Annotated in this window: 17 protein-coding genes and 2 tRNA genes; 5 read left to right on the forward strand and 14 right to left on the reverse strand. The window is 65.0% G+C overall.

Annotated features, from left to right (window positions below):
* Positions 1–211: 211 nt before the first annotated feature.
* The 6 genes from ACQR13_RS08185 to ACQR13_RS08210 form a co-directional block, all read right to left on the reverse strand.
* Positions 212–523: a hypothetical protein gene (locus ACQR13_RS08185; RefSeq protein WP_315749503.1), complete on the reverse strand. Its 312-nt coding sequence runs from the start codon at positions 521–523 to the stop codon at positions 212–214.
* Positions 524–642: 119 nt separating this feature from the next.
* Complete coding sequence (locus ACQR13_RS08190) at positions 643–1293, reverse strand: transglutaminase-like cysteine peptidase (RefSeq protein ID WP_316202813.1); 651 nt, start codon at positions 1291–1293, stop codon at positions 643–645.
* A 631-nt stretch (positions 1294–1924) separates the two neighbouring features.
* Entirely contained in the window at positions 1925–3259 is a 1335-nt protein-coding gene (locus ACQR13_RS08195; protein ID WP_315749499.1) for an HlyD family type I secretion periplasmic adaptor subunit, read from the reverse strand.
* A 1-nt stretch (position 3260) separates the two neighbouring features.
* Positions 3261–5444 carry a type I secretion system permease/ATPase gene (locus ACQR13_RS08200; protein ID WP_315749497.1) on the reverse strand — a complete coding sequence of 728 codons (2184 nt, stop codon included), beginning with the start codon at positions 5442–5444 and terminating at the stop codon, positions 3261–3263.
* A 252-nt stretch (positions 5445–5696) separates the two neighbouring features.
* Positions 5697–7226: a TolC family outer membrane protein gene (locus tag ACQR13_RS08205; protein WP_315729346.1), complete on the reverse strand. Its 1530-nt coding sequence runs from the start codon at positions 7224–7226 to the stop codon at positions 5697–5699.
* A gap of 616 nt (positions 7227–7842) precedes the next feature.
* Positions 7843–7928 (reverse strand) — tRNA-Tyr (locus tag ACQR13_RS08210).
* A 216-nt stretch (positions 7929–8144) separates the two neighbouring features.
* Here ACQR13_RS08210 and rlmB point away from each other — a divergent pair.
* The gene (gene rlmB, locus ACQR13_RS08215) at positions 8145–8975 is read left to right on the forward strand and encodes a 23S rRNA (guanosine(2251)-2'-O)-methyltransferase RlmB (RefSeq protein ID WP_315714637.1); all 831 of its coding nucleotides are present in this window, start codon (positions 8145–8147) and stop codon (positions 8973–8975) included.
* Positions 8976–9032: 57 nt separating this feature from the next.
* Here the strand turns inward: rlmB and ACQR13_RS08220 are convergent, their stop codons facing one another.
* Positions 9033–9479: a hypothetical protein gene (locus tag ACQR13_RS08220; protein ID WP_315749495.1), complete on the reverse strand. Its 447-nt coding sequence runs from the start codon at positions 9477–9479 to the stop codon at positions 9033–9035.
* Positions 9480–9536: 57 nt separating this feature from the next.
* The gene (locus ACQR13_RS08225; protein WP_315714639.1) at positions 9537–9998 is read right to left on the reverse strand and encodes a hypothetical protein; all 462 of its coding nucleotides are present in this window, start codon (positions 9996–9998) and stop codon (positions 9537–9539) included.
* Positions 9999–10361: 363 nt separating this feature from the next.
* Between ACQR13_RS08225 and ACQR13_RS08230 the strand changes: the two genes are divergently transcribed.
* Both ACQR13_RS08230 and ACQR13_RS08235 read left to right on the forward strand, forming a co-directional pair.
* Positions 10362–10862 carry a hypothetical protein gene (locus ACQR13_RS08230; protein ID WP_315749493.1) on the forward strand — a complete coding sequence of 167 codons (501 nt, stop codon included), beginning with the start codon at positions 10362–10364 and terminating at the stop codon, positions 10860–10862.
* 189 nt (positions 10863–11051) lie between these two features.
* Positions 11052–11126: transfer RNA gene (locus ACQR13_RS08235), tRNA-Thr, on the forward strand.
* A 53-nt stretch (positions 11127–11179) separates the two neighbouring features.
* Here the strand turns inward: ACQR13_RS08235 and ACQR13_RS08240 are convergent.
* The 3 genes from ACQR13_RS08240 to ACQR13_RS08250 form a co-directional block, all read right to left on the reverse strand.
* Positions 11180–11776 carry a DUF2147 domain-containing protein gene (locus tag ACQR13_RS08240; RefSeq protein ID WP_316175615.1) on the reverse strand — a complete coding sequence of 199 codons (597 nt, stop codon included), beginning with the start codon at positions 11774–11776 and terminating at the stop codon, positions 11180–11182.
* A 172-nt stretch (positions 11777–11948) separates the two neighbouring features.
* Positions 11949–12539 (reverse strand): DUF3313 domain-containing protein, encoded by a 591-nt coding sequence (locus ACQR13_RS08245; protein ID WP_434862729.1) that lies wholly within the window; start codon positions 12537–12539, stop codon positions 11949–11951.
* Positions 12540–12838: 299 nt separating this feature from the next.
* Positions 12839–13504 carry a TetR/AcrR family transcriptional regulator gene (locus ACQR13_RS08250; protein WP_434862730.1) on the reverse strand — a complete coding sequence of 222 codons (666 nt, stop codon included), beginning with the start codon at positions 13502–13504 and terminating at the stop codon, positions 12839–12841.
* A 242-nt stretch (positions 13505–13746) separates the two neighbouring features.
* On the opposite strand from ACQR13_RS08250, the gene ACQR13_RS08255 reads away from it, so the two are divergent.
* Positions 13747–14259, forward strand: a complete 513-nt coding sequence (locus ACQR13_RS08255) for a hypothetical protein (protein WP_434843468.1) — start codon at positions 13747–13749, stop codon at positions 14257–14259.
* A gap of 64 nt (positions 14260–14323) precedes the next feature.
* On the opposite strand, the gene ACQR13_RS08260 is transcribed toward ACQR13_RS08255, so the two are convergent.
* Positions 14324–14431 (reverse strand): hypothetical protein, encoded by a 108-nt coding sequence (locus tag ACQR13_RS08260; protein WP_041750859.1) that lies wholly within the window; start codon positions 14429–14431, stop codon positions 14324–14326.
* Positions 14432–14611: 180 nt separating this feature from the next.
* On the opposite strand from ACQR13_RS08260, the gene ACQR13_RS08265 reads away from it, so the two are divergent.
* Positions 14612–14857, forward strand: coding sequence for a hypothetical protein (locus ACQR13_RS08265; protein WP_315714645.1), 246 nt, complete (start codon positions 14612–14614; stop codon positions 14855–14857).
* Positions 14858–15097: 240 nt separating this feature from the next.
* Here ACQR13_RS08265 and ACQR13_RS08270 read toward each other — a convergent pair whose 3' ends face one another.
* Both ACQR13_RS08270 and ACQR13_RS08275 read right to left on the reverse strand, forming a co-directional pair.
* Positions 15098–15337 carry a DUF6719 family protein gene (locus tag ACQR13_RS08270; RefSeq protein ID WP_315714646.1) on the reverse strand — a complete coding sequence of 80 codons (240 nt, stop codon included), beginning with the start codon at positions 15335–15337 and terminating at the stop codon, positions 15098–15100.
* Positions 15338–15557: 220 nt separating this feature from the next.
* Entirely contained in the window at positions 15558–16271 is a 714-nt protein-coding gene (locus ACQR13_RS08275; RefSeq protein ID WP_434843469.1) for an outer membrane protein, read from the reverse strand.
* Positions 16272–16547 lie beyond the last annotated feature (276 nt).

Genomic DNA, 16547 nt, shown 5'->3' on the forward strand with positions numbered 1-16547 from the left:
GCGGAACGACAAGAATAAATGGAGGCAGGGCCGGGAGAATTACTGCTAATTGGCAGTTATTCGATCACACAATACTTGGGGAACAACACGCACGCTGTTGGGAATAAAAGCTTGCCGCCATGAAACGGCCGAAATGGAACCGGCCTCTCGCGAATTATTTGCGAAAGGCAGGAACTATTCTTGAGGAGCGTCGAAGTCGCGGCAGATTGCCTCAGATGCGACTGACCACGCAGGCCACCGGTTCGTATTTGCGGAAATACAACAATGCCTGGTCACCGATGCCATCGAGCCACACGCCGCGGCCCGCATAGCGATAGCCGTCGCCCATCGGGACGAGACGGACCGGAATCGCACGGTGAGGATGGAGGTAGAGTTGCGCGGTAACGATCTCGCCCGGCGCGAGCACGGGACGAGAGCGCAGCACGTAGCTGCCGCCATTCTCGCAGGCGATCGAAAACGCAGCGCCCGGCAGCATCACCGCGTGAGCCTGTGCACCGCCGATGAATCCACCGATCGCCGACAAGGCCAATGCCCCGCAAACCATGACTTGCTTGATATTCACCGCAGCCCCCTGCTCGCCAGCTTCCCTGCGCGCATTAAGACCGCAAATGACCTCGGCTACAAGCCGTTCACCTGCGACATTCAGAGCAGCAGCGGCCGCCCCGGATTCCCGCCGCCGATGTCGGCCTCCGCCGCCGGCGTGACGTCGCTCTCGCTTTCGTGGTGCAGCCGCTCGGCATAGGGCGCAGCGAACAGGCTGACGCCGCGGTGATCGATGGCAAACAACGGCATGAAGGACTGCAGATCGCGGCCTTCCATCAGAGCGGCCCGCCGGTTGTCGAGCACGGACCATTTGCCGTCGAGCCGCACGGCGACGACGGCGTGATCCTGCCGCACGGCGAGGTCTCGGACCAGCAGCAGCTTGAGATCCGATTCGGGCGTCCCCGCCGCTAGCAGCAGCGCGTATTTGGCAATCGAGTAGTCTTCGCAGTCACCGAGTCCACTGCGCAAGGTCTGCAGTGGCGAACTCCAGACGTCCGGCAGGCCGTGTTGCTGATCGTCGCTGACGTAGCGCACCGCGTGGTTGACGCCACGATTGATCATTTCCGCGCGCGTGCGGCCGTCGCTCGCCGCAGACGCCGACCGGGTCAGCGCGACGAAGAGGCGCTCCGAGGCCGAGCAGCGCGCGTCATCGCGGTTGCAACGTTCGACCGAGATCCGCTCGCTCGCCATCGCCCCCTGAATGCCGCGCCACTTCACCCACAGCACACCCTCGGGTGCGCGGAACGTCATCAGGCCGAACGGCTCGTCGCTGGGAGTCGCGACCGCGGGTCCCTGCGGAGCGTCGCTGACTGATCCCGCAGGCCCGGCCGGGTCGGTCGATGCGACTTCCACAGCAGCGGAGGCGGAGCGACGCAGGCCGTCATGCTTGGCAAGCACGGCATTGATGGTGAAGAAACGGACGGGCGGTGGTACCGGCAGCGCGCCATCCGCAGTGCCTTGCGGAGATCTACGATTTGAAGTCTCGGCAAACGCAGCGCCGGCACAACCGGCTACGACCGACAACACAAGCGCAAGCCCCAGCGCGCGCGGGAGAACCCGCGCCCGATCGATCCGCAACATCAGTGACGCCCCGTATGCTCCGGGGCATCGGCCGACGTCATCGCGTCGATCCCTGTCCCGGTTGTTATCGGATCAGGGATAGGGCCGGCGCTGCTGCGGGCCGGTTAAACCGCGGTGATGTTCGCCGCCAAGCTGCGAACGCGACTAATCACGGCCGACCAAATCGCGTCGCATTTGAACGATTCAGATTTTGGCAACGCTGTCCGCCGCACGGGGCGCCCCGGATGAGCGCAGCGGCATTCTGGGTCACACGCGCTTTCGTGGAGAACCCGGGTTTCGGTGCGCTCGCGCGGACGCCTGCTCAGCGCTCGCGCAGCGCCTCGTCACGCAGCATGCGGGCAGGCTTGACGAGATAGTCCAGCACCGATTTCTTGCCCGTCAGGATCTCCACGGTCGCGACCATGCCTGGGAGGATCGGAAGCGGCTGCTGGGCGGTGCCGAGATGGTTCTTCTCGGTGCGCACCATCACGCGATAGAAGGTCTCGCCGCGCTCGTTCTTGTCGCCCTTCTCATCGGTGATCGTGTCGGCACTGATGCGCTCGACGCGCCCGTGCAACGAGCCGTACACAGATGAATCATAGGCGCTGAGCTTGACCACCGCCTCGTGGTTGGGACGGATGAAGGCGATGTCCTGCGGACGGATGCGGCCCTCGACCAGCAGCGTATCGTCGAGCGGCGTGATCTCCATCAGGCTGGCGCCCGGCGCGACCACCGCGCCGATGGTGGTGACGTTGAGCTTGTTGACGATGCCGCGCACCGGCGAGCGCAGCTCGGTGCGTCGCACCCGGTCCTGGGCCGACTTGATGTTCTCGTCGAGCACGGCGAGATCACCGCGGGATTTCGCGAGATCGTCTTCGGCCTGCGCGCGGAAGGCGGTGACGATGTTGAGCCGGCGCGAGCGCGCCTCCTGCACCGCCGCCTCGGTCTTCACGATGCTCGCCTGCACCACCGCGAGCTGGCCGCGCATGTCGGTCGCCTGGCGGTCGGCGCGCAGCATCTCGATCTCCGGCACCACCTTCTGGTCGAACAGCTTGCGGGTCAGTCCCAGCTCGCGATTGAGCAGCGCCAGCGTCTCCGAGAAGCGCTTCTCGGTGGCCCTGAGCTCGTCGATCTCCTTGCTCTTCTGCTGTTCCTGCTGCTGCACCACGTCGATGTCCTGCGCGAGCTTGCGTGCATGGGCGTCGAACACCGCGCGCTCGGTCTGCACCGCGCGCGGGGCGTCGGCGACGAGGTCGTCGGGAAACTCGACCGGGCTGCGGCCCTCGGTCTCCGCCGCGAGCCGGATCACCCGGGCCGCCATCGCGCCGCGGCGCTCGCGGATCTCGCCGAACTGCGAGGCGAAATTGGTGTCCTCGATGCGCGCCAGCGGCTGATCCTTCTCGACGATCGCGCCTTCCTGCACCAGGAGGTCGGCGATGATGCCGCCTTCCAGCGACTGCACCACCTGGGTCTGGCGCGACGGCACGACCTTGCCGTTGCCGCGCTTGACCTCGTCGAGCACGGCGAAATGCGCCCAGATCAGGAAGGTGAAGAACAGGCCGAGCGAGGCGAGCAGCAGCATCCGCGCCGTCTTCGGCGTGCGCAGCTCGACGGCAGCCCTGATGTCGTTGGAGAACGCGAAATCGCTGTGCGCCATGTCACCTCGTCCCCTGGACCGGCTTCACCGCGTGGCTCGCGGCCGGCGCCGCCGCGGGCTGCTGCGGACGCAGCATGGTGAGGATCTGCGCGGTCGGCCCGTCGGCGACGATCTTGCCGGAGTCGAATACCAGGATGCGGTCGACCAGCGACAACAACGACGGTCGGTGGGTCGAGACGATGATGGACATCTCGCCTTTGGCCAGCGACTTCAGGCGCTCGAGGAATTCGCCCTCGCTGCGGACGTCGAAATGTGCGGTCGGCTCGTCGAGGAACAGCACGCGCGGCTTGCGGATCAGGACGCGCGCGAGCCCGATCGCCTGCTTCTGCCCGCCCGACAGGCTGCGGCCGCCTTCGGCGATCATCATCTCGTAGCCCTGCGGATGACCGGCGATGAAGGTCTCGACGCCGGCGAGCCGCGCGGCCTCCAGCACCTCCTCATCGGTCGCCGCCGGACGGCCGAGCGTGATGTTGTCGCGCAGCTTGCCGTAGAACAGGTCGGTATCCTGCAGCACGAAGCCGATGCCGGCGCGCAGATCGGCCGGGTCGTATTGCTGGATGTCGATCCCATCGATCAGGATGCTGCCTTCCGTCGGCGGATAGAACGCGGTGGCGAGGCGACCGACCGTGGTCTTGCCCGAGCCGACGCGACCGATGATGCCGATCTTCTCGCCGGGCTTGATGTCGAAGGAGACGTTGTCGAGCGCCTTGGTCTGGCTTCCCGGATAGGAGAAGCTGACGTTCTTGAACTGGATGCGGCCCTGGTTGATCTCGCGCGCGACGTAGATCTTCTCCGGCGGACGCTCACGGTCCAGCGACATCAGCCGGTCGATCGAGCGCAACGCCGACGTCGTCTGGGTGAAGCGCGTCATCAGGCCGGCGATGCCTGCGATCGGACCGAGCACGCGACCCGACAGCATGTTGGCCGCCACCAGCGCGCCGACCGAGAGCTTGCCGTCGAGGATCAGGAACACGCCGACGACGACCAGCAGCAGGCTGCAGAACTGGCTCGCGACGCTCGCCGCTGTCATCGCCATCGAGGCCCAGAACTGGACGTCCTCGCTGGAGCGCGCCTGCGCCGCCACCGAACGCTCCCACACCGTCTGCACCCGGCTCTCGCCGGCCACCGCGCGGACCGTCTCCATCCCGTTGAGCGATTCCACGAGAATGCCGTGACGCGCGGCGGATTGCGCCTGCATCTGCCGCATCGCGCGTTCGAGCGGCCGCTGGATCAGCAGCCCGACGGCGATCATCACCGGCAGCATCAGCAGCGGAATCCAGGCGATGGGACCGGCGATGATGAACAGCACGATGATGAACACGACCGCGAACAGCATGTCGGTCGCCGACACCACGGTGCCGGAGGTAAAGAACTCGCGCACCGAATCGAAGTCGCGGAGCTGATTGGCGAGGATGCCGACCGATGGCGGCCGCTTGTCCATCTTCAGCGACATCACGTGCTCGAAGATGTTCGCGGCGAGCACCACGTCGATCTTCTTTCCGGTCATGTCGATGATGCGGCTGCGCACCACCTTGAGCAGGAAGTCGAATCCGATGGCCAGCATGAGGCCAACGCCGAGTGCGACCAGCGAGGGGATCGCGCCGTTCGGGATCACGCGGTCGTAGACGCTCATCGTGAACAGGGGCGCGGCCAGCGCCAGGATGTTGACGATGAACGCGGCGATCGCGACATGGCCGTAATTGGCGCCGAAGCGGCTGACCACCGACCAGAACCAGTGCGTCTTCGGCACTTCACCGGCTGCCGCCACGCGCGGATCGGCAATTGTGGCGGGCCGCACCAGATAGGCGAAGCCGACATACCGCGCCGCGACCGCCTCGAAGCGCTCGATCGCCGGCTGTTCGCGGCGCGAAGGATCGATGATGGTGAGACGGCCGGCGGCCTCGTCGATCGTCAGCAGGATGCGCGTGGTGCCGTCGTGAAACATCAGCACGCAGGGCAGCACCAGCGCGGGAATATCGCTCAGCGGCCGTTCGACCAGTTGCGCCTCGAGCCCGGCCCGCTGCGCGGCGCGCTCGTAGAGCGCGATGCTGAGCACGCCGCTGTCGAGCGGCAATCCGGACAGCAGCGCGCTGCGGCTCAGGGCGCGGCCGTGATGAGCAGCGAGGTAAAGCAGACTGTCACTGAGAGGATCAGCTGCTGGTGCGGCTGCGCTCATCTGGGGCATCACGTGCGCCGTCTCTTCGAGCTCGAACCTTGTCGGACGAATGTTCAACGACGCCTCGGAAATCCATCTGGCCCACCGAGCAACGCGGACCGGCACCCATTGCTTCTTGCTAATAATTTGCCTTAGCCTAATTCTTTGGCCCGCACTTGGCTTTTCTGAGATTTTTACAGGTGTTTCGCGACAAACTCAGCGCAAAGTAAATGCGTATGGTGAAAAGCCGGCGCGACATGCACCGGCTCTTGTTAGTCTCACCTATTTCGGCGCGTGCCCGTTGGGGCTCTGAGCGTATCCGCCGTATTTTCCGGACGCGACGAACAGCGTCGTATCCTCGGGATCGCTCGAGGCCCACCGATCGCCAAAGGTAATCGGCGCGGGATGCTTCGGCGTACCGTCATGCAGGCCGAACATCGGCACCGGACCGGCGGAGCTCAGCGGCTGCGGTCCGGGCGCCGGCGCACTCAGCCGAATGGGCGCCAGGCTGTAGCCGATGAAGCCACTCGGCGTGTCCACCGGCTCGGTCTCCGGCGGATGCCCGGTCTTCAGGTAGTTCAGCATCTGGCCCATCGCGGCGAGCAGCTGATAGTCGGCAAACACCACCACACCGCGCGCCGACACCAGCGACACGTTGGCGTTGAAGTACTGGTTCTGGGAGTTCAAGAGATCGATCAGCGTGCGCTGGCCGAGCTCATACTCCTTGTTGTAGGCGACGAACGTGCGGCGGGCCGCTTCGACATCGCGGACAAGAGCTGAGACGCGATCGGCGGTGATGATCCGGGCCGCCCAGGCCTTGTCGATCGACTCCAGCGCATCGCGCTGCAGACGAGCATGCTTCTGCTGCTCCTGGATCATCCGCTGCGCGGCTTCTTCGCGGCGCCAGCTGTTCTGGCCGCCGTTGAAGATATCCCAGGATGCAACGACCTTGCCGCTGACCTCGTCGTAACGATTGTTGTAGGTGATCGATTCCTTGCCGGTCGTCGCGCGGCCTTCGAGCGAAAGCGTCGGCAGGAAGGTGCCGGTGGTGGCATCGAATCCCCGCTTGGCGGCCGTCACATCCGCCGCGGCAGCGCGCAGGGTCGGATTGAACTTGTAGGCGATGTCGAGCGATTCCGCCTTGTCCCGCGGCATGTCGGACAGCCGGCCGGGGAAACGCAGGTTATAAGGCTCGACGCCGACGACCTTGCGGTACTTCGCGCGCGCCACTTCGAGGCTGAGACGGAATTCCTCGAGCACGGCCTGCGCTGCCGCAACCCGTTCCTCGGCCTGCTGCGTGTCGCCCTCGCCGGCCCGGCCGCCCTGGAAACGGGCCAGCACGTTCTTGCGCAGTTCGAGATGAACCTTGAGGTTCTTCTCGGCCAGAGCGACCAGCCTGGAGTAGCGCACCACGTCGACATAGGCTTCGGCGGCATCGAGACCAATCAGTTCGGTTCGCTCCAGCACGCGGTACGCGGCGGCATCGACCCGCGCGGCCTGTCGCCACACTTCATTGATCGAGGAAAAGCCATCGAACAGCAATTGACGGACCACCACGCCGGCCTCGCGGCCGCGCAGGTAGCGGCCATTGTTGCTCGGCGCCGGCGAGACATACTGCTTGAGCATCTCCGGTCCGGCGCTCGCATCGAGCCGGACCTGCGGCAGCAGCGTCCCCTGGGACTGGCGAAGCTCGGCTTCGGTGGCCCGCCGATTGGCGGCGGCCTCTCCGACACCGGGATTGGTCTTCACCGCCTGGTTGATGGCGTCCTGGATGGTGAACGGCTCAGCGCCCAATGCCGGGCTAAAGCTCATTCCCACAACACATATGAAAATGGGTGTATATACGATCTTCAACATAGGGAACCGATAACAAACCCGAGATCGGCTCGCAATGTGACTCGCCACATTTGCGGCGAAAAGCCGCCCGGTTGTGGCAGAATAGCTACGCTCCGCCATATTCCTCAGGGCAAAGATTTCAGAATCTGAAGCGAAATCAAGGTCGTGGGGATGACGTGAGGCTGAGGCGGTGATTTAAAGTCAGCTATTTATTTCATAAAGAAAAATCTCGCGTCAGAGAATGTCGAGTTTTTCGTGTTTATCTTCAATATGGACCGCTTCCGCGGCATTAACTGAGATGTCGCAGCCGGGGCCCTCAACCCGAGACGGCGGAACGGCAACAGGCGATCAGTCGCCCGCCATTGCCACGTCGGCCCCGCAGATGTCGGAAGCCTGGGTTCTGGCGCGTCGTCACGACAGCCGTGAGCGATCGCCGCCCAGGGATCGCGAACAACGAAGGATCCAATGAAGATCACGACCGGCCGGCAGACCCAGATGCGACCCATATATTTCGACGCATAGTCTGCAGGGAAGCAATGGCCAATGGGGTCCATTGTCCTCGAAAAATCTCGTGGAGCTGAGAGGCAGTGAATGGTGGGGGAGGCAGGACTCGAACCTGCGAAGCCATGAGGCGGCTGATTTACAGTCAGCTCCCTTTGCCACTCGGGACACTCCCCCGTATCGATGGCAATTCGGGCCGGCCGCGGAACAGCAGCGTCGGGACCATCAGCGCCATGGAGACGGTAAGACCGCGGGGCCCGAAGGAGCGGGCGCGCGCGGCCGGGGCCCTTATGATCGAACCCGGCCCTCGAAGTCAACCAAGGGACGACGAATTTTCCCGTCTCAGCGGTGCCAAATTGCCAGAATCCGCAGGCCGTGACAGAAGCTCGGGCCATGAGCGAACGCGACCGAAAGCCCCCTTTTCGCCGTCCGGGCGGTAAATTCTCCGGCAAACCGCGCGGATTCGAGCGCCCCCAGCCGTGGCGGGAGCGCGACCAGGACTCGGATGCGCCCGTCATTCTCTATGGCTGGCACACTGTGACCCTGGCGCTCGCCAATCCGAAGCGGCGGATTCGCAAGCTTTACCTGACCGAGAACGCCGCCAGGCGGCTTGCCGACGAGCGGATCGAGACGCGGGTGACGCCCGAGATCGTGCGCCCCAGCCAGATCGACCAGCGGCTCGGTCCGGACGCCGTGCACCAGGGCCTGTTGGCGGAGGCCGAGCCCCTGCCCTCGCCGGACATCGACACGCTCGCGGCCGAGGGACTGATCCTGGTGCTCGACCAGATCACCGACCCGCACAATGTCGGCGCGATCTTGCGCTCGGCAGCGGCGTTCGGCGTAAAGGCGATCGTGACCACCGCCCGCCACAGTCCGGAGGCCACCGGTGTACTGGCCAAGTCCGCATCGGGCGCCCTGGAGCTGGTGCCGATCATCACGGTGCAGAACCTCGCACGCGCGCTGACGCGGCTGAACGAGCGCGGCTTTCAGACGGTGGGGCTGGACAGCGCGGGCGAGGAGGACATCGCGGCGGTCGCCTTGCGCGAGCCGCTCGCACTGGTGCTGGGCGCCGAGGGCAAGGGCCTGCGGCAATTGACGCGCGAGACCTGCAGCGTCGTGGCGCGGCTCGACATGCCCGGCGCGATCAAGAGCCTCAACGTCTCCAATGCCGCCGTGCTCGCGCTCTATATCGGCGCGAGCCGGCTCGGCTTGATGTCAAAATGACGAAACGCCCGCGCGCATGAGGCGCACGGGCGTTGGCGCGAACGAACGTCCGTCTGATCAGTAATAGCGGCGCAGCACGCGCTGCCCGTGATAATAAGGCGAAGCGCCCCAGCGATAGGCGTGGCGGCGGTGATGATAGCTGTAGACCGGAAGCGCCTGCTCCTCATAGGCAGGATACGGCGCGAAGGCGCCAGGACCGCTGTAGGTCGGGCCCTGGTTGACATAGTAATACTGCCGGGTCGGCTCGGGCAGCCGCTCATAGCTCGCGCCGCAGGCGCCGCAGCCATGGCCGTAGGTGTAGGTGTAGCCGGGCTGATAGAAATATTGCGGCCGATACGTCACCGTGGGCTGGTACGTCACGGTCGGCTGATAGGTGACCTGCGGCGCGCACGGCGCGGCGTAGCCGCACGGGCCGCAGGCGGTGGCGCCGCAGGCCGCGGCCGGCGCGCTGCCGGCGACGGCGAGGCCGGCAATGGCGACAAGTCCTGAAACTACTCCACGCATAACTCTCTCCTGTTGATCTGTTCTTGCTTGGTCTGGCTGTCGATGGTGAGTTGCTGGCTAGCGGCGGTAGGCCGGCGGCCGATTGGGATAGCCGCGAGGATCACCATCGGGCGGAGCCAGGATGACGGCAGGCGGATACATCGGCACCGCCGGCTCCGGCGGCTGCATCTGGGATTGGGCGCCCCACGAGCGGGAATAGCTCTCGGCCGGCTTCGGCAGCTTGCGATCGGCCGGCGGCTCGATCTCCATCCGGCCATAGCCGGGCCTTGCTCCGAGGGTTGGATAGTAATGGCCAACATATGGCTCGGGCTCGACCGGCCGGCCGCCATAGATCGTCGGCTGCATGTAGTTGCCCCTGCCAAGACCGTACTGGCCTTCGACGACGGCGTAGGACGCATCGATGCCGTTGATGACGACGGGCACGCCGGGCCGCTGCGGAATGACGATCTCGAAGCCTTCGCTGGCGAGCGCGGCGGAAGACGCTCCAATCAGAATCACAAGAGCCGTTGTAGTACGCATGAATTCACGCCCCGGTTGTCATCCTACCAATACCGCAACGCGCGCCCCGATGGGTTAAACGCGCACATCAATCTGCTGGTAAGACTAACGCGGGAGCCACCATTCCGGGTTAAAGCCCGGGTGGGGTTCGAGTGCGAGGGTTAATGGCTGATCATCAGCCGATGAGCGACAATATTGCCAGCATCAACCCCGCTGCCCTGTCCGCAAGACTAACAGCCTTCGGGTCGGAGCAAGCCGGACCGCAACCGCGGCTCCGGCCTCCGAAGGCACCGGGCCTCATGTCGTTCCAAAACATTCCCGTCGCGGCGGGAACGACGGGGCCGGCTTGCGCTTAGCAGGTGGGGCGCAACGATGGAGTATTCCATGACACGATTTGCTATTCTCGGGGCTGCGGTACTCGCAACGGCGCTCGCCGGCCCGGCCATGGCGCGCGACGTGCACCACCGGCATATGAACCACCAGCAGGAAGGAATGATGCAGCACCGGCACATGGCCCGCCAGGACGGGGCCATGATGCAGCAGCGCACCGATACCGGATGGAACAACAACGGCTGGGATCGCCGCAACAGCGATCGCCGCAACAGCGGCTTCTGGCCGGCTGACGTCGCCGCTGGAGCGGTCGGCACCGCTGCCGGCATCGCAGGCGCAGCCATCGGAACCGCCGGCGCCATCGCGACCGCGCCGTTCCGCACCGCGGATGCCTATGCGTACAGTCCCGGCCCCTCTTACGGCCAACCGAGCTATGATCGCGGCCCGAACGGCTATTATGGCGACTGGAACAGTTACGCGACCCGCAACGGCCTGGTCTGCCGCCCCGGCACCATGTTCAAGGGCAGCGACGGGCTGATGCACATCTGCCAGTAAAGATCGAGCCGGAGCGGCTTCGACGATCGGCTCCGACAGGGGCGGCCCAACGGCCGCCCTTTTTGCTGGGCTGATGGCAGAAGCGGCGCTCACGCGGGGAGTAGCCGGACTGCATCAACTCTGGTAGGAACACCGCGCTTCGCGAGACCTCGTCGCAAACTGACGACGAGATCTCCGCCACCAGCATTCGCCGGCTTAGCTCAGCGGTAGAGCAGCGGTTTTGTAAACCGAAGGTCGGGGGTTCAATCCCCTCAGCCGGCACCAGCTTCCGTGAAGTTGGGATTTGCTGCGGCAATGGCTGTCACCGGCTTTAGGCGTCAATTCGCCCTCGTCCTGACCGCGGGTTTGGCGATGCCGGTCGCCGACGGCGGCCTGGGCGCAGTCCACTCTGGATCCGGCAACGGCCCGCCGCCCTCGCCGGTCGCTCCGATGAGTTGGCCGGGCACCTGATCCGTGACCAGCACCCAGCCTTGCGTCGCGCAGAACAGCCCGAGCAGACAGCCCTTGACCGCCAGCATCTTCGGGCCCTCGCGCCAGATCGAGACGGCATAGGTCTTGCCGTCCTCGGCGTTGTAGACCTCGCCGCTGTGGCGGCCGTCGGCGTTCAGCTTCAGGCCGAGCAGCATCTGGTGGCCCAGCAGCAGACGGCCGCGCCTGGCCGGATCGGGATTCAGCCGGTCGCGGAACGGCTGCCCCTTGGCATCCGCCGTCTCCTTCATCCACACGATGTAGCCGCAGACGCGGTCGGCCATCGCGCCACAGCGCTCGACGCGGACGCGGGCGCGGCCGTCCTCGGTCAACCATGTGCCGAACGGATCGCCGACGGGAGCGACGTGACCGCGGCCCTCCGCCATCGACAGCAGCAGGCCGACGACGATGCGTAAGCCGACGCGCAGAACGAATCTCAATGTCATGTCCAGGGACCTCACTGTCTCCATGGCCTCGAGCCACGCGCTCGTACGGCCGGGTTGACGTCGCCGCTGACTGCCCGAGATCTGGCCGTGCCCTCGATGCCAAAGCGCGCACACGAAGGCGCCCCGATGCGGGGCCATCTGCCCGCGCGACGCGATCGTTCGCACGGCCCGCTCACTGGGGCTGCGCGACCAGGGCCTCGGCGCCCTTGTCGATTCCGGCCTCGGCGGCCGCGAGCGCACCAACGCTGGCCTTGATGTCGTAGGGCGAGGGATATTGCTTGCTGACGAAGGCGCTCAGCAGTCGCCCGCTCGCGGCATCGAAGATCTCGGCCGCGTAGAATACCGAGCCGGTCAGCAGTCCCTCACCGTCGCGTGCACTCTGCACGCCGTTGTAGAGGGCTCCCGCGAGATCGAAGCGCGAGGCGGTGCCGAGCACCGGCGTGTTGGCGACGGCGCCGGTCAGGGTGAGCCGCACGCGCAGCGTATTCGGCCCCCGCTGATGGACGATCTGGAAGCGCGCCGAGAGACTTTCCAGGAAACGCCGCTGCATGTAGGCGGCGAGCGCAGCCTTGTCCCGGTCGGACATGTCGCCGAACTGATGATCCGCGCCGCGATAGATCACGACCGGATCGAGCGTCACCTTGTCGTAGCTGCGCCAGTCGGTGGCAGCCCCGTAGCGGTAAGGCACCCGGCCCGATGGATCGGATGTGTTGGGCGCCAGATAGCGCGCCGACGCCACCCCGGAATAGGCCACCGGCGTCACCGTGTTGCATCCGGCACAGAGGCTCGCGGCGATCGCGCGAAGCCAGACTTCGGAAATCGACTCCTCATCCCCTCCTCCACGATTGCGGCGCCGTTGCCGGCGCGTCGACATGGCCACCCCAATAAACCGACCAGGCGGTTTGTAAATACAAATCGAATGAAAAGAATTGTTCCACACGTCGAGGCGGTCGGCAGGGGACCTCCAGGAGGCATCGGCGCACGGAAGTCGGACGGCAAGCCAGCCCGACTTCGCTCAGATCGAACCGTCCAATGATGGAGATGGCGCCGAGCTCGAGCGTGTCATCGCTCCCCAGTCGTCCCGGCCTGCCGGAATGCAATCCATTGTTGGTCGTCGAGCAGGCGGGCAAACAGACGGTCCAGGTCCGGCTGCTCCAGCGGCGAGACGCGCAGCATCGTCATCAAGGCAAGCCCACGTGCCGCCGCCCATCGCAGGACCGCGAGATCAGCGTCATCGGCCTCGCCGCGGATCTCGGCTACTCTCTCGGCATCCTTGGCACGGGCATCGGCCAGCAATCCCGGCTCTTGGGCGAGCGCCCCGAGCATGGCCTGCGCCACCGAATATTGCTGGGCGATCAGCTCCCGCGAGATCGCGATCTGCGTCGCGAGCTCGGGCTGATCAGCCGCTTTGCCGGCTCCAGCCCTGTACCTGCTGGCGAATTCGTCGAAGTGCAGGAATTGCTGTTCCAGCAGAGCCTTGAGCACCGCTTCCTTGTTGGGAAACTGGTGCATCAGGCCGCCCTTGCTCAGCCCGCTCTCGCGGGCGATGGCGTCGAGCGTCAGCCGCCCCGGACCATCGCGGGCGATGATGGTGAGGGCGGCGGTGAGCGCGGCCTTGCGCGACCGCTCGGAGCGTGAGGGGTTGTCCATCGAAGTCTGCGAAGTGCCCGGACGGTGCACGAAGGTTGCGAGCAGATGATGCCCCGAAGACCGGGGCGGCTCGGCCATAGGGGCGAGCCGCGCTCCTCTGTCAAGAAGAGCTCCGGAAAAACCGCCGCTTAGGAACCATCTGTGCGGGATTGGATTGCCGGTATCGCCTTTTGCGGGTGGGGGACGAAACGAGTTCAGACTGTGGCAACATTGTTGTCACATCTCACCTAGAACTCCTGCTTATCCCCAGAAGTCACTGGTCTTCAACTTGATTTCGTCAGCCGCTTTTGTTGCAATTGAGGCATCGGGGGACAAGCGTCATGACGTGGAAGGAAGAGCGTGATGCGCTGATCGCGCAGACCATGGCCTTCGTGCAGTCTGTGACCGGCAAGCCGGCCGACTTCGCCCAGTTCGAGCTGCCTACCGTTCCGGCCGGCACCCCCATCACACCGCAGCAGGCCGTGGCCGGTCGCCCGACGCACGCCGCTGTCGAGCACGTGATCGGCAACACCGTTGAAGCCGAGGCACGTCGCGGCGGCAACGTGCAAGTCGCAATCCCCAATGCCGTGGGGGAGCCTGCAAGGCCGAGAGCGCCCGACGCCATTGCGTCCGAGGCTTCGTTCGCCGCCCCGAGCCCGGTCCCTGCGGAGCGCTTCACCAGCATCGCCTCGCAGCTCGATCTGCAGCGCGACATGCAGGCGGAGATTCGCGCCCGCGTCGCGCGCTTCCGGGCCCATCAGGAGCGCTTCAATCGGGAGCGTCAGGAATATTTCAGCGCGACACTCGCGCGCCTGAAAGCATCGGCCGGACGGAGCGCCCTCCCTGAGGACTAAAGGCGACCGCGCCGGGGATCTATGGCCGAGGGTACACAAACATATCCGCAATCGCCGCGCCGGCTCACAGCCAGGCGCACAGCAGCGCCACATTGGCGACGAAGGCGAGCAGCAGCCCAAAGGCGAGCGTCAGCTGGATCCGCCCGCAGAAGATGTGGAGATCGGTTCCCATGGGCTTAACCATCTGGCGATTCTAGCCCCGGAGTCCCACGGATTCTTTTTTCAAAAATTTAGGACTCGTTTACGACTCGGCCGCCCGAAAAGGCCCCTTTCCTGCCCCAGGCGCGCCAGTGTCTCGCTGCACGTGCCGTTCATTCTCGGTTCATCCTTCGCTTCTCTGGAGCTGTTTGGAATGCCCTACGCGCTGTTTTGCAACGACGCCAAGTTGAGCAAGGCCTATCCGACCGAGGGGGATGTCTGGCGGCTGGCGCGGCAGAGCGGGCTGGTGGTGGACGTGATGATCAATGCGCGATCGACCGCGCATCTGCAGCTCGACAATGATTACGAGATCCGGCCCTGCGCCGCCGAGCCCGAGGAAGATCCCTGGCAGAACCGTGCCGAAGCCGAGCAGGAGTTCAACATCCCGTTCGCATCCTGAGCGGCTGCGGCGGAAGCGCGCCGCGGGTGATACTTCTCGGGTGATACTTATAGCCTCTGTGCGCTGCTGTCCCCGAGCCTCGGCGGGCCTGGACGGAAGCCGCCGGCAGAAGACATTCACGTCTTCATGCCAGTCCGGTCCCGCGGACGACTTGCCTTCATCAAGGATTTTTCGACAGACAGACCCGCGATCAGCGGGCAGCCGGAGCTGCCCGCTGGAAGGTCGCCATGAAGCCCGTTCTCAGGGCGTCGCCGTCGCCAGCGATGCCGTTTCGGCCGGAAGGGCGACACAGGCACGCTTGCGGCTGACACCGCGGATCGCACCGGTCACCTTCAGCACCTTGCCCGACGGGCAGGACGCGGTTTGCACCAGCGCCACCTCGTAGGGGGCCAGCATCAACGGTTCGGTCTTCAGAACGGTCTGGGCGGAGCACGGCAAAACAGCCGCCGACAACAACAGCACGGACACCAAGATACGCATGTGGGATGATCCATCAAACCGGCGCACCGATAATATCAACTGATGGCGAAAGTTTCACGAAGGTTTGAAAATTTTTTCGCACTGCGTGAGCGATCCCGAAACCATCGCCAGCCAACCACCGGACAGCAACACGCCCGCACCAGACGGCGCGGGCGTGTTGGAATTGAGGCGTGATCCGCTTCCAGCCGAACGCCGCCGGTCACGGGCTCGGCGATCTCGCTTAGTACTTGCTGGCGGCTGGTCCGCCCCAGCCGAAGCGGTAGTTCACGCCGACCTTCACCGTATGCTCGTCGCTGTTGAAGCGGCTGCCCACAACCGGAGCCGGCCCACCCGTGAAGGTCGTATTGCCGAAATTGTAGTACTGGTATTCAGCCTTGGCCGACCAGTTCGGCGCGAACATGTATTCGAGGCCGGCGCCGACGGTGTAGCCGTCCTTGGTATTGCCGGACGTGGTGAAGCCCGTCGGCACGCCGGCGACGCTCACCCCGAGATTGTTGCCGTCCCGCCAGGCATAACCGCCCTTGGCATAGAGCAATGCCGGTCCCCAGGTGTAGCCGAGGCGGCCGGCGACCGAGCCGAGCTGGTTGGCGCCGGTCGAGGTCACGACCGCAGCCCCCGGGAAGCCGAAATTGGTCGTATTGCGATCCATCCAGCTGTACTGGGCTTCGATGCCGAGCACCCAGTTCGGGGCGAACTGGTAGTCGAAGCCGCCCTGCACGCCGCCCAGGAAGCGGCCGTTGTTGCCTTCCAGGCTGTTATTGCCCGCGAAGGCGCCGCCGAGGTGACCACCGAGATAGAAGCCGGTCCAGTTGTAGATCGCCTGAGGCGGCGTGTAGACCGGTGCCTTGGTGTAGGTGCGCGGAGGCATATCGGCGGCGAAAGCCGGGGCAGCCAATGTGGTCAAAGCCACTGCACTGAATAAAAACCGCTTCATGGGACGTCCCCGTTATTCGTTTGCGACATCTATCGAACATCATGGCCGCATTTGGGTTGCCCGGTGGCGGTGACGCAGCTGTGATTGCTGCTGCGGTGTCACCAGAGGGCAACAAAGGCCTTTTGTTCCATAGGCTTCCCGAATATTTCGTGAAGCTGACGCCTCGCCCGATATTTGGTCGCCGCGAGGCGACAAAGCGTTCGGTCCATCCCTGATTTGTGATCGGGCAAGCGGCTTGGCAAGGCGCTGCGACGACGTGGCCATCCTTCGAAAACG

It is taken from the genome of Bradyrhizobium sp. HKCCYLRH3059, assembly GCF_051168035.1.
GTDB lineage: Bacteria > Pseudomonadota > Alphaproteobacteria > Rhizobiales > Xanthobacteraceae > Bradyrhizobium.